Origin of the sequence: Prevotella sp. kh1p2 (genome assembly GCF_900111525.1) — a bacterium.
Classification (GTDB): domain Bacteria; phylum Bacteroidota; class Bacteroidia; order Bacteroidales; family Bacteroidaceae; genus Prevotella.
This window is the reverse complement of sequence record NZ_FOHY01000015.1, coordinates 14,809-28,781: the sequence shown is the minus strand read 5'-3', so window position 1 is coordinate 28,781 and position 13,973 is coordinate 14,809. Positions and strand designations below refer to the sequence as shown.

Genomic DNA, 13,973 nt, shown 5'->3' with positions numbered 1-13,973 from the left:
TGTTGTTATTGCTACCGCAAAGATACAAATTTTCAAGCAAATCGTTTCTTAATAAATAACACTAGTGATAATAATTATCTTTATCAAGATAGTCGTTTAATAGACTCTCAACCGTCTTTGAATAATTAAAGCTAATGATGTCGGCGTTGATCTCACTTTTTGAAGCAATTTTCTCAAAATTGATTTTCTGTAAATCTGTATGGAGATAATTTTCAGGATACATCAAATCGTTCCAAAACTTTTTCTTGTCTTCTTCTGAAATGGAGGCACTTTGCTGCTCAACAACAGAAAGATACTTTCCCAAAGCAAGATTAATGTCTCGATAAAATTCTTTGTATGCTTCTATATCTGACACTTCTTTAGTAAATAGCCCCAAAGCTATCTCTAAATCCTTCCACTGTATTTCGCCTTTGTTTATTTTTTCTTTGACTTTGGCAAGAAATAATCTTTCTGTTGAGTCTACACTATCTATATCGGAGGATAGTTTTTCATAATATTTTATGAAATCAGGATATCCAGTAGGCATCCCCATTCTCAAATCAAAGCCATTTCCCAAAATAAAGACGCAATTAGACATATAGCCTGTGTGTTAAATAGCAATCGCAGTAATTTTTGAAAATTACTGCGATTATTTAAATAGAATATATTTATTTACTTCACCTCCTCTAATCTAATCATATTTGAGTATCAATTAGTTGTGAATACTTGGTACAAATATGATGTATATATTCTACTGAAAACCATCTTGAATGTTATCGCTTAGACACTTATAAATGTAACTCTTTATGAGCAATCCACTGATGACTTCCTGGTTTAAGGACTAATATATCGATTGGTCCACCAACAGATTTTTCACGCTTCTGGAACTTTAAAGTGTCTATTGTTACCTTAATCGCATATTGAGCAAAATCGATAGCATCTTGGAGTGTAAAAAAGTTCCACATTATTTCTACAGGCTCACCATCTATGTATTTTCCTTCAACTTTGTACGCTATATTTTGCATTAGTCGGCTTAAAATATCCGTGATACCATCCCATATAGCTCCTTGTCTTCCGACTTCATTCCGAGGATTCACCATTTCTTCTGCCGTAAAAACTTGGTAAACGCGTTGCTCAAATGTAGAGTCTTCATTTTGAATATACCCTGCAACTATAAAATGTGTATTCAAATGTGAATCTATTGCGTGAAAATAATCGCCAATTGAATGGGCTATTTTATCAACATCATCTTCATTATGCAGTCGTATGTAATTTTCTATAAACTGCACTATTGGTATTCCTAAAACCGATGCGTCTCCACATGTTAGGATTCCAACATGGCTGTTTGTGACGAAAACTTTATAAGTTGTGTCTGAAACATGTATCGAATGGTGATGAACTTCTTTTTCTGGGTGTCCGTCTTTTCCGATGGTTTTATATGCTGCATTGAATGAACTCCGGCTATCTCCAGCCAAAACGATGCCTTCACCAACGTAAACGCTTATTACTAATGACATTTTCTTCTATTTTTGATTATTGTATTTCACTTAACTATATGATATTCTCATCAATCTTGATGTAGTGGTCGCCGGACCTGTGCTTCAGCTTCTTGGCAAGAGTTTCTGTTGTGGTGTTCCAGAACCAGGCAGGGAAGGTGTACTGTGCAAACTGTGCTGCCAGTTTGTTTGGGAGGTTGTACTGGTTGGCAATGTTCCAACTGAGGTTTGCCAAGTCATGCTGTGTGAGTTGCTCCTTCTTGCCAGTCTTCTCAATCTTGATTGGAAGCGTGGGCACGACAACGCCGTGGATAACTAATGAAACAACACACTCGCTCACTTGGAACAGTTCTTCGTCAGTGAAGTCGAAAGGCATCAAGGTTTGGCGCACATACGCCTGAACCTTTGCTAACTTTTCTTCATCTGCCTTTTCTTTTATAGCAACGAACTGTTTACGTTCTCTTTTACAAGTCTCCATGAATCTGCGTAGGCGTTCTTCTTGATTGAGGATTTGGTTATGCTCAGCCATTTCTTCAATGGGAGATTTTTGAACTGGCTTTTCAACCGGATGCTCGGCGATGTATTTCTGTATCGCCTCCACCTCTATATGAGGACGGACATGCTTTTGGTATGCCTCAACATAGGAAAGAGCTATCTTTGCACCCGCCCAGAAGCACAATCGAAGGAATCCATAGAAGCAACCAAACAATAATATTGCTATGGCGGCACACGGGATATATCCCCAGTGATGCTTACCGCATATCAGGATGGAAAATCCGATAGCCAATAATGCAAGCAATACGGAAATCGTTATATGAAACCACTTTGGCATATTATTCTTTCTTGTTAATGATTACCCATTTGCCCTCCTTACGACCACCTTCACGAGCAAGGATGCCCTTCTTTTTAAGTTGTGCCAAGTCGTTTTCAATGGTCCTGTCTGAAACAGTAAACTTTTCCGAAGTCTTTTCCGATGTCTTTTCCGAAGTCTTTTCCGAAATCTTTTCCGAAATAGTCTTTGCGGATAAGAATGGGTCGGCAGAAATCATTTCAATAATAACTTTCTGACGTTCAGACAATTCTTTTACGACATCCTTGTTCAGAACGAACTGTTCTTTTATGAAATCCGGGTGGCACGGAATGTCAATCAGAAAGTATGTACGTTCTTCATCCGTCTCAATGGTTGCCTGTGGAGATCCATTGGCCTGTAGTTCATCCTGAATAGTAGGAATGCCAGTAGCTCGGCCTTCCGTTAGGTCTAATTCTTTCAGGAACTCTCCCAACCTACGGTTGCGATAACGACGTGAACGTAACGATATACCTTTTTGGACAGCCTCCATCGGGATGGTGTGGTTTGGGCCAGAAAAACTCAGAATCGAAATACGCTCCGGCTCAACGGTGATTTCAACTGGTTCCCGAATCGTCCAATCTCTATGATACAGACTATTGACAACAGCTTCTTCCAGAGCCTGATAGGGGTAGTTGAAGAATGTTATGGATTGCGCTCTGTCCTTGGGCTTAATAATCTGTTTCTTGATGATGTTAGTGTTCAGATAGCTTAATGTCTTCTCAATCATCTGTGGCACACTGCCCCTGATGGGTTCTACCTCTATCAAGTTATTGGGATTCTTTTCTCTACCTTCAGGGAAAAGAACAATTTCTATCTGCGCTTGACGGAAGAAACGGTCAGGCCGTTCTGAGAACATCATTGCTGCAACATTCTTGATGCGCCATCCTTCCGGCACAGCCTCTAATAAGTCCATCTGTTCCAGCACATCTTCCATGTGGTCGGTCAATGAGATGTCAGCCAGACTACTCTTGACCTTTACCAGATAGTCATGTAGGAGCAACGGCGAAATGTCAGTCAACTTGATGTCATCGTTTCCACGGTCATCAAAGGGCATCCGATTGGCAAGGTTTATCAGTTCGCGCTCGTATTCGTCTTTCGGAACGATACTGCTACTATTGTAGCGGATGTAGTAGTTATACGCCTTTTGCTTAGCAATTATCTGGTCAGGAACCTTGTATGGTCTGCGCTCACCAGGAGAAACCTTGATAACAAGAATCGTCTTTCCGTCAACCTCTTCTATATACAATCGGGGTTGATAGTACGGGCGCATCAGGTTATTGTATCCAACCATATCCTTCTCGATAGGCTCTATCTGGTTAGGGTCTATACCAATAACAGGTCTTATGGCATGGCCGTTCTCTTCTTGAACTCCCACCACAATATAGCCGCCACCTGTTTCGTCAAAGTCATTGGCGAATGCACAGATGGTACGGTAGATAGCATCAGGGTTCCATCCCGTCTTGTATTCGATGCGGTCACCTTCTACAGCTCGTCCGCTTAGAAGTTCTTCTATGTTGATTGGTAGTCTCATATTTTCAGCTGTTTGTTTATCGCTCTTTGGTTGACCAAAGCAAATCCTTCACATCCACATTAAGACTTCTGGCGATTTCAACCAAAGTCTCTAAGCTGGGTTGTGAAGCATTGGTGCACCACTTGCTCACCGAAGCAGGATCTTTCCCTAACTGCTCAGCCAGCCACTTATTCGTCCTCTTTTGCTCTGCCAAAACCACCTTCAGCCGATTGATGTCCTGTGCCATTATACCTATTTATTTCTATTTAAGGCACAAAGGTACTGCTTTTCTTTGAAATAACCACATATTTTTATGGTATTCTATTTTTTTATTTGCGTTTTAAGCAAATTTAGGAGCGTATTACTCATATTACTGATATTACTCGTCTTGATATTATTAGCCAAACATACCACACTATCAAAGACGATGTGGAGCGATTGAAAGGTTAATCGGACAAACAAATGATTCGTATCGTATGAAACTTACAAAAATCTTTCTTAACAATATACTACACATACATTTCCCCACGACATGGGTAAATGGGAACATTTGGGGTATAACAAACCTACTGACTGTCGGCTTTTGTCGTCAATAATCAGTAGGTCTGTTTTATTGTCAATCTTTTAAGATGAATTTTAATCCTATATGAGAACGAATCTGTCTAAAGTTGCTTTAATTCAAAAAGGATGAAAAATATAGGGGAAAAGAAAGTCATAAGAAAAGGGAACCAAGCAAACTTGGTTCCCTTTGATATAGAGTTTAGGTGTTGGACTTACCTGATGAACAACAGTTCGCGGTACTTGGGCAGTGGCCAGAGGCCGTCGTCAACGATGAGTTCGAGCTTGTCTATCTGGTAGCGAATCTTGTCGAACATCGGGGCGATGGTGTCGTGGTAGGCGATGGCTTTCTGATGCTCGTCGGCTATCTTGTTGGCGACCTTGCGGGCCTCGACAAGCTCCTCCACCTGTGTTTCGATGGTGGCTGTGCGCTCTGCTATCTCCTCGATGAGCTTGAGGTTGCGGGCATTCAGTTGGCTGGCCTTCTCCTTCGGGAATACGCCCGACATGCGCTCAACGTTCCTCAAGAGCTGGCTCTGATAGCTGGTGGCGACAGGAATTATGTGGTTCATGGAGAGGTCGCCAAGCACACGAGCTTCAATCTGAATCTTCTTGGTGTAGGTTTCCCACTTCACTTCGTTGCGAGCCTCCAGTTCCTTCTTTGTCATCACACCGAGGCTCTCGAACATACGGATGCTGTCCTCGTCGAGATAACGCTCGAAGATGACGGGGCAGGAAGTTTCTGTGTCCAGTCCACGCTTGGCGGCTTCTGCCTTCCACGCGTCGCTGTAGCCGTTGCCATCGAAGCGGATGGGCTTGCACACCTTGATGTCCTCGCGGAGGATGTCGATGATGGCGTGGTAGGTGGCGTTGTGGCCTGAATGCTCAAAATCCTTTGCTGTCTCTTTTATGCGGGCATCTACGCGCTTCTTGAACGAAACAAGTGCCTCGGCTACTGCACTGTTGAGCGTAATCATGGCGCTGGCACAGTTAGCTTCGCTGCCCACGGCACGGAACTCGAAACGGTTGCCGGTGAAGGCAAACGGACTGGTGCGGTTGCGGTCGGTGTTGTCAATGAGCAGTTCTGGAATCTCTGGAATATCAAGCTTCATGCCCTGCTTACCATCCATGGAGAAGAGGTCTTCCTTGTCGGCCTTCTCGATATGGTCGAGCAGTTCGGAGAGTTGCTTCCCGAGGAACGAGCTGATGATGGCTGGCGGCGCTTCGTTTGCCCCGAGACGATGGGCATTGGTGGCCGACATGATGCTGGCCTTCAGCAGTCCGTTGTGCCTGTAGACGCCCATCAGCGTCTCCACGATGAAGGTGGCGAAACGAAGGTTCTGTTCCGCCGTCTTGCCTGGTGCATGGAGCAAAACGCCTGTATCTGTCGAGAGGCTCCAGTTGTTGTGCTTGCCCGAGCCGTTGATGCCAGCAAAGGGTTTTTCATGCAGCAGAGCACGGAAACCATGCTTGCGGGCCACACGCTTCATGAGCGACATGAGCAGCATGTTGTGGTCAACGGCCAGATTCGTGTCCTCGAAGATAGGAGCCACCTCAAACTGGTTGGGAGCGACCTCGTTGTGACGTGTCTTCACAGGGATGCCGAGCATCAGGGCTTGTATCTCGAGGTCTCGCATGAAGGCTGCCACACGCTCGGGAATGGAACCGAAGTAGTGGTCGTCCATCTGCTGGTTCTTTGCAGAGTCGTGCCCCATGAGCGTGCGGCCTGTCAGCAGCAGGTCGGGACGTGCGGCATAGAGTCCTTCGTCCACGAGGAAGTACTCCTGCTCCCAGCCGAGATTGCTTGTCACCTTCTTCACAGCCGGGTCGAAGTAATGGCAGACCTCAGTTGCAGCCATGTTGACGGCTTTCAAGGCACGCAGGAGGGGCGCCTTGTAGTCGAGCGACTCGCCGCTATAACTGATGAACACTGTGGGGATGATGAGTGTGTCGTCGATGATGAAGACGGGGCTTGTGGGGTCCCATGCCGAGTAGCCACGAGCCTCAAAGGTGCTCCTTATGCCTCCTGAAGGGAACGAGGAGGCGTCAGGTTCCTGCTGAACGAGGAGCTTGCCGCTGAATTCCTCAATCATGCCGCCTTTGCCGTCGTGCTCGATGAACGAGTCGTGCTTCTCGGCCGTGCCTTCCGTGAGGGGCTGGAACCAATGCGTATAGTGCGTCACGCCGTTCTCCTTGGCCCACGCCATCATGCCGGCAGCCACAGCATCGGCCACTTGGCGGTCGAGGCGAGCGCCATTGTCGATGACATCTACCATCTTATTATAAACGTCCTTCGGCAGGTACTTGTACATCTTCTCGCGGTTGAAGACGTGCTTGCCAAAGTACTCGCAAGGTCTTTCACTTGGTGCTTTTACGTCAAGAGGCTTCTTCTTGAACGCCTCGCCGACAACCTGAAATCTCAAATCGTTTGCCATAATTGTGTTTTGTTAAAGGGTGAATGATTATTGTTTACTCAAGTATTCGTTAACTCGTTTAGCTGTCTGAAGTCCTGATGCAATGGCTCTCACCACAAGCGAAGCGCCATTAGCAGCATCACCACAGACGAAGACATTCTCAGGGTACTCGGGATGTTCGGGCTTAAGGAAGCCCATCGCCAGCAGGACAAGGTCGGCCTTGATGATTTCCGGCTCGTTCTTTTCCACCATTAACGGTCGTCCGCCTTCTGGGTTGGGCTTCCATTCTATTTCCTGCACCTTGACACCTGTCACCTTTCCATTCTCTCCGAGGAACTCGAGGGTATTGATGTTCCAACGACGTGTACAACCTTCTTCGTGGCTGCTGGTCGTCTTGAGAATGACAGGCCAGCTTGGCCAAGGCGTAGAGGGATTGTGACCGACTGGCGGCTTGGGCATAATCTCAATCTGCGTCACACTCTTGCAGCCTTGACGATGAGCCGTGCCGATGCAGTCGCTTCCTGTATCGCCGCCACCGATGACGAGGACATCCTTGCCCTTTGCCGTGATGCGCTCTTCCTTTGAGAACTCCATGCCAGCAAGGACACGGTTCTGCAGAGAGAGCAGTTCAAGAGCAAGATGCACGCCTTTAAGTTCGCGGCCAGGAACTTTCAAATCTCTTGCGACAGGTGTGCCGGTAGCGAGGATGATGGCGGAGAATTGTTGTTGCGATAACATCGCAATAGACGTAACGGCTTCGCCATAGCGGAAGGTTATGCCTTCTTGCTCCATGACCTCAATTCTCCTGTCGATGATTTTCTTGTTCAGTTTGAAGTTGGGGATGCCATAACGCAAGAGTCCGCCAGCGGCTTCGTTCTTCTCAAAGACAGTCACCTCATAGCCCATATAGTTGAGGGCATTCGCAGCAGCAAGCCCAGCAGGACCACTACCGACGACAGCTACACGATGTCCGTTGCGCTTGGGGTGCTCAATGGTCACATATCCTTCCAGGAAGGCTCGCTCAGCAATGGCGGCTTCATTCTCGCGATTGGTGACAGCCTCGCCCGTGGTATGATAGAGCACGCAAGCCTTCTCGCAAAGAGCCGGACAAATGCGGCCCGTGAACTCGGGGAAGGGATTGGTCTTCTTCAATAACTTATATGCTGTTTCCCACTCGCCATGATAAAGTGCGTCATTCCATTCAGGGTCTTTGTTGCCAAGCGGACAAGCCCAATGGCAGAAAGGCACGCCGCAATCCATGCAACGGCTGGCCTGTTCCTGCCTGTCGCGCGTGTTGAGCGTCTGTTCCACTTCGCCAAAGTCATGTATGCGGTCGTGAATAGGTCTGTATCCAGCCTCTTTGCGAGGCACAGTCAGAAATGCTTTCGGATTTCCCATCTTATCTATTGAACATTGATAATTGAACATTGAACATTAGTAGTCTCTCTGAACTTCTGCAATCTTCTGCGAAAGCTTTGCCATCTGCTCCTCCTGCAAGACACGCTTGTATTCGATAGGTACAACCTGGATGAAATCCTCGACGTAGCGTTGCCAGTCATCGAGCATTCGTCCTGCGAGGGCAGAACCTGTGTGGAGGTAATGCTGACGGATGAGTTCGAGCAGTTCCTTGCGGCTAACCGTATCCTCCACAAGGTTTATCTCCACCATATCCATGTTGCAGAAGTAGTCGAAAGTGTGGTCTGGGTCATAGACATAAGCCACACCGCCACTCATTCCGGCTGCGAAATTACGCCCAGTCTTACCAAGAACCACAACACGTCCGCCTGTCATGTATTCGCAGCAATGGTCGCCTGCGCCTTCGATGACAGCAATCGCTCCGCTGTTTCTCACGCCAAAGCGCTCGCCGACCTGTCCGTTGACGTATAGTTCTCCACTTGTAGCACCATAAAGCCCCGTGTTGCCAGCTATGATGTTGTCCTCGGCATGGAACTCAGCATTACTTCCACGAGAAGGCAAGATGCTGATGCGTCCTCCGCTCAGACCTTTGCCGAAGTAGTCGTTAGCCTCTCCTTCGAGCCTCAGGCTCATTCCTTTCACAGCAAATGCACCAAACGATTGCCCAGCAGAACCCTTGAACTTGATGTTGATAGTCCCGTCCGGCAGTCCTGCTTCACCATATTTCTTGGCAATAACGCCTGAAAGCATCGTGCCCACAGCTCTGTCAGTATTCTTGATGGCGAAGTCGAGCGTCGTCTCTTCCTGCTCGTCGATACTCTTCTGCACTTCCTTTATTATCTCCTCATCTTTAACTCCGCAGACCTTTGTAAACTCGCTTCTGTCCCAATAGAGAGGTAGATCTGTGGCGGACTGATAAAGGAGACGGGAGAAGTCGATGGTCTTCTGTTTGTCTGTAACACTTGACAATTGTATCTCTATCAGCTCCGTGTGGCCGATGATGTCCTTCAATTTGTGAACACCTATCTCGCTAAGATATTCTCGTACCTGCTGGGCGAGGAAGGTAAAGAAGTTGACCACATACTCCGACTTGCCCATGAAACGGGCACGAAGGCGTTCGTCTTGCGTAGCCACGCCTACAGGGCAGGTGTTGGTATTGCACTTGCGCATCATCACACAACCCAAAACAATAAGCGGCAACGTACCGAACGAGAACTCGTCGGCACCAAGCATCGCCATGATGATGACGTCCTTGGCAGTCTTCAATTGTCCGTCAGTCTGTAGGCGAACCTGATTGCGCAAGCCATTCTTTACAAGTGTCTGCTGTGTCTCGGCCAGTCCAATCTCAGGACTGATGCCAGCAAAGCGCATACTGCTTGCAGGACTTGCACCCGTTCCACCTTCTGCACCACTAATGACGATGAGGTCGGCCTTTGCCTTTGCCACACCAGCGGCAATGGTCCCAACACCACTTTCGGCAACCAACTTGACGCTGACCGCAGCCGTCGGATTGATGTTCTTCAGGTCGAAGATGAGTTGCGCAAGGTCTTCGATACTGTAGATGTCGTGGTGAGGTGGCGGAGAGATGAGGCTGATGCCCGGAATGGCGTTACGCGTCTTGGCTATAATCTCGTTCACCTTGAAGCCGGGCAACTGTCCGCCCTCGCCAGGTTTTGCACCTTGTGCCACCTTAATCTGAATCTCCTCAGCATTCACAAGGTACTCTGCCGTCACGCCAAACCGACCTGATGCAATCTGCTTAGTCTTGCTGGAAAGCGACACGCCATCCACTTCCGAATGATAGCGGGCATTATCCTCGCCACCTTCGCCAGTGTTGCTGCGTGTGCCAAGTTTGTTCATGGCCAACGCCAAAGCCTCATGTGCCTCGATGCTTAATGCCCCAAACGACATGGCACCCGTCACAAAATGCCTGACGATGCTTTCCACCGGCTCTACCTCGTCGATGGGCGTTGGCTTTGCAACTTTCTTGAACCCGAAGAAGTCGCGGATGAAGATAGGCTTCTCCTTCTCGTCCACCATCGCAGACCATTCCTTGAATTTCTTGTACGAGCCAAGCCTTGTGGCAATCTGCAGGTTGGCAATCGTGTCGGGATGCCATGCGTGTAGGATGCCATCCTTTCGCCAAGAGAACTGACCGTTGTTTGGCAAGAACTCGTTAATATCAGCAGGCTTGAATGCCTCATCGTGTAAGCGAGTCGCATCACGGGCAATCTCCTTCAGTCCGATGCCACCAATGGTGCTTACCTCTGTGCCGAAGTACCTCCTGAGCAAATCCTCGCCAAGTCCGATGCTCTCGAATATCTTTGCGCCCCGATACGAGCGTATGGTAGAAATGCCCATCTTGCTCATTACCTTCTTCAGGCCTTTATCGACCGCCTTGATATAGTTGGCTTCAGCGGTGGCGTATTCCTCCTGAATCTTATGCTTCTTCACGAGGTCGTCCAAGACTGCAAAAGTCATGTAAGGACAAATGGCACTCGCGCCATAACCTAACAACAAGGCGGCATGCATCACTTCGCGAATTTCGCCACTCTCTACGATAAGAGCCGTTTGTACACGCTTACCGACGGAAATCAAATAGTGATGAACAGCACTTACTGCCAACAATGATGGGATAGCGGCGTGTGTCTCATCGATGTCTCTATCAGAAAGAATGATGTAGTTAACACCTTCATTTACACTCTGCTCGGCTTCTTTGCATAGGTCTTCAATGGCTGCGCGAAGTCCACTTGCTCCCTTCTGTATCTCGAACAAAATAGCGAGCTTCTTAGTATTGAACCCCTTGTACCTTATATTACATAATATATCGAGTTGTGTGTTCGTGAGCACAGGCTGTGGCAAGCGTACCATCTTACAGTTCGAGGCATCGGGCGTCAGGATGTTTGTGCCTACGGCTCCTATGTACTCCGTCAACGACATCACCAGTTCCTCGCGAATGGGGTCGATGGCAGGGTTTGTTACCTGGGCGAACTGCTGACGGAAGTAGTTGAAGAGAATCTGCGGACGGTCGCTGATGACTGCCAACGGCGTGTCGTTGCCCATCGCTGCCACAGGTTCCTGTCCTGCTGTTGCCATTGGGACGATCGTTCTGTCGATGTCCTCCTGTCCGAAGCCGAAGTTGATGAGCTTGCGTTCGTAGTTCGGGACAGAATTCTCGACATGCCGACCGCTCTTGAGCTTCTCCAACTGGATACGGTTCGCCTGGAGCCATTCACGATAGGGGTGCGCCTTTGCCAGTTGTTCTTTTATCTCGCCATCATAGTAGATCTTTCCTTCCTGCGTGTCGATAAGCAGAATCTTACCAGGCTGCAAGCGTCCTTTGCTGACAACGTCGCTTGGTTCGAAGTCCATCACTCCTACTTCCGAAGCCACTACCATTATGCCTTGCTTCGTAATCGTATAGCGACTGGGACGAAGGCCGTTTCTGTCGAGCATGCCGCCTGCATAGCGTCCGTCACTAAAGAGTAGTGCAGCAGGTCCGTCCCACGGCTCCATCAAAATGGAATGATATTCGTAGAAAGCCTTGAGGTCCTCGCTTATCGGATTCTTGTCGCTGAAGCTTTCGGGCACAAGTATTGCCATTGCCTGTGGCAGCGAGAGACCACTCATCGTAAGGAACTCGAAGACATTGTCAAGGCTTGCCGAGTCGCTCATTCCTTCCTGAACGATAGGCCGCAAGTCCTTGATGTCGCCCAAAGCCTCGCTGCTGAGCACGCTCTCCCTTGCTTTCATCCATCCACGATTGCCTCGAATGGTATTGATTTCGCCATTGTGTGCCAACAGGCGGAAGGGCTGCGCCAGCTTCCACTTCGGGAAGGTATTGGTAGAGAAACGAGAATGTACGAGGGCAAGTCCGCTTGTAAAGTATGGGCTTGACAGGTCGGGGAAGTATCTTCGCAGTTGACCGGAAGTCAACATGCCCTTGTAGATGATGTTCTTCGAAGAAAGGGAGCAGATGTAGAAGTCCTCGTTGTCGGTGCGTTTCTCTATGCGCTTCCTTATCTTATATAATATGCCGTCGAGCTTCGGAGCTTGCTCTTCAGTCGCTCCTGTCACGAAGATTTGCTTAATGTCAGGCTCAACGTCTCTCGCTCCCACGCCCAAAACATCGGGACATGTCGGCACAGTCCTGACATGCATCAGCTCCAGTCCTTCGCGCTCAATCTCTTCTATCATTATGCTCAGTATTGTTTGCTGGGCCTTTTCGTCTTTTGGAAGGAACACAAGCCCCGTGCCGTACCGACCTTTCTCAGGTACAGGAATGCCTTGCAGGAGAATGAACTCATGCGGAATCTGCACCATGATGCCTGCACCATCGCCCGTCTTGTCCCTGGTCTCTGCACCACGATGCTCCATGTTCTCCAGCACCTTCAATGCGTTGTCAACAAGTTCGTGGCTCTTGCCTCCGTGAATGTGTACCACCATGCCCACGCCGCAGGCATCGTGCTCGTATGCTTCCTGATATAAACCTTGATTCATTTACAATTTGACGATTTGCGATTTACAATTTATTCCCTCTAAAGGGGGTTAGGGGGTCTTTACAATTTACTATTTATTCGGCGAAGCGCCTTTACTGTATTCTCGTGTGTGCCAAAGGCCGTAAGTCGTACGAAGCCTTCTCCTTTGTCGCCAAAGCCAACGCCGGGAGTGCAGACGATGTGGGCTGATTGAAGCATCCAGTCGAAGAACTCCCACGACATCATGTTGCCAGGTGTCTTGACCCATAGGTAAGGTGCATCTATGCCGCCATAGACCTTGAAGCCCATGTCTGTCAATGACGCCCGCATCACGTGCGCATTCTTCATATAATAGGAAGTCGTTTCCTTTATCTGAACCTTGCCCTGAGATGTGTAGATGGCTTCCGCCGCCCTTTGGGAGAGGTAGCTCGCGCCATTGAACTTGGTGCATTGACGCCTGTTCCACAACGCATTCAGCGGCATTCTCAAGGTCTTCGGCACAACGGTGTACCCGCATCGGATGCCAGTGAAGCCTGCCGTCTTTGAATAGGAGTGAAACTCTACGGCACACTTGCTTGCTCCAGGTATCTCGTAGATGCTGTGCGGCACATCTTCACTCTGGATATAAGCCTCATAGGCTGCATCGTAGAGGATGAGCGCCTCTTCCCGAATGGCATAGTCCACCCACGCCTTCAGCTGCGCTTTTGTGAGCGTCGTGCCCGTCGGATTGTTGGGATAGCAGAGGTAGATGACGTCCACATGGTCACTGGGCAGTTCGGGCACGAAGCCGTTCTCCGGCGTGCAAGGAAGCTTGACGATTGTCCTGCCTGCCATCAGATTGGAGTCTACATAGACAGGATAAACGGGGTCCGTGACAGCCACCACACACTTCTTGGAAAGCAGTTCCTGGAAGTTGCCTGTGTCGCTCTTCGCTCCATCACTGACGAATATCTCGTCCGCCTCAACGTCGATGCCGTGTCTGCGGAAGTCATTCTCTACAATTGCTTCGCGCAGGAAGTCATAGCCACGTTCAGGGCCATAGCCGCGGAACGATGCTGCCACAGCCATCTCGTCCACGGCCTTGTGCATAGCTTCAATAACAGCCGAGGCTAGAGGTTGAGTCACGTCGCCTATTCCCAATGAAATGATGTCCGCCTCCGGATGTTTCTTCTTATAGTCGTTTACCTTCCGGGCAATCTCTGCAAAGAGATACGACTCTGACAGCTTTAAGTAGTTTTCGCTGATCATTTCGTTATTTCGTTATTTCGTTAT

Annotated in this window: 9 protein-coding genes; all 9 read right to left on the bottom strand. The window is 48.5% G+C overall.

Going from position 1 to position 13,973, the window contains the following annotated elements; translation table 11 throughout:
* Positions 1 to 61: 61 nt before the first annotated feature.
* Positions 62 to 577 carry an AbiH family protein gene (locus BMW31_RS09720; RefSeq protein WP_091824865.1) on the bottom strand — a complete coding sequence of 172 codons (516 nt, stop codon included), beginning with the start codon at positions 575 to 577 and terminating at the stop codon, positions 62 to 64.
* A 190-nt stretch (positions 578 to 767) separates the two neighbouring features.
* Positions 768 to 1,496, bottom strand: a complete 729-nt coding sequence (locus BMW31_RS13310; RefSeq protein WP_143049183.1) for an Ntn hydrolase family protein — start codon at positions 1,494 to 1,496, stop codon at positions 768 to 770.
* A 34-nt stretch (positions 1,497 to 1,530) separates the two neighbouring features.
* On the bottom strand, positions 1,531 to 2,307 hold the full coding sequence (locus BMW31_RS09710; protein WP_091824857.1) for a hypothetical protein: 777 nt from the start codon (positions 2,305 to 2,307) through the stop codon (positions 1,531 to 1,533).
* A 1-nt stretch (position 2,308) separates the two neighbouring features.
* On the bottom strand, positions 2,309 to 3,856 hold the full coding sequence (locus BMW31_RS09705; protein ID WP_091824854.1) for an AlbA family DNA-binding domain-containing protein: 1,548 nt from the start codon (positions 3,854 to 3,856) through the stop codon (positions 2,309 to 2,311).
* A gap of 16 nt (positions 3,857 to 3,872) precedes the next feature.
* Entirely contained in the window at positions 3,873 to 4,082 is a 210-nt protein-coding gene (locus BMW31_RS09700; protein ID WP_091824851.1) for a helix-turn-helix domain-containing protein, read from the bottom strand.
* 526 nt (positions 4,083 to 4,608) lie between these two features.
* Positions 4,609 to 6,828, bottom strand: coding sequence for a glutamine synthetase III family protein (locus tag BMW31_RS09695; RefSeq protein WP_091824848.1), 2,220 nt, complete (start codon positions 6,826 to 6,828; stop codon positions 4,609 to 4,611).
* 27 nt (positions 6,829 to 6,855) lie between these two features.
* Complete coding sequence (locus tag BMW31_RS09690; protein ID WP_091825015.1) at positions 6,856 to 8,205, bottom strand: glutamate synthase subunit beta; 1,350 nt, start codon at positions 8,203 to 8,205, stop codon at positions 6,856 to 6,858.
* 36 nt (positions 8,206 to 8,241) lie between these two features.
* Positions 8,242 to 12,723, bottom strand: a complete 4,482-nt coding sequence (gltB, locus tag BMW31_RS09685) for a glutamate synthase large subunit (protein ID WP_091824845.1) — start codon at positions 12,721 to 12,723, stop codon at positions 8,242 to 8,244.
* A gap of 59 nt (positions 12,724 to 12,782) precedes the next feature.
* On the bottom strand, positions 12,783 to 13,949 hold the full coding sequence (locus BMW31_RS09680) for an LL-diaminopimelate aminotransferase (RefSeq protein WP_091824841.1): 1,167 nt from the start codon (positions 13,947 to 13,949) through the stop codon (positions 12,783 to 12,785).
* Positions 13,950 to 13,973 lie beyond the last annotated feature (24 nt).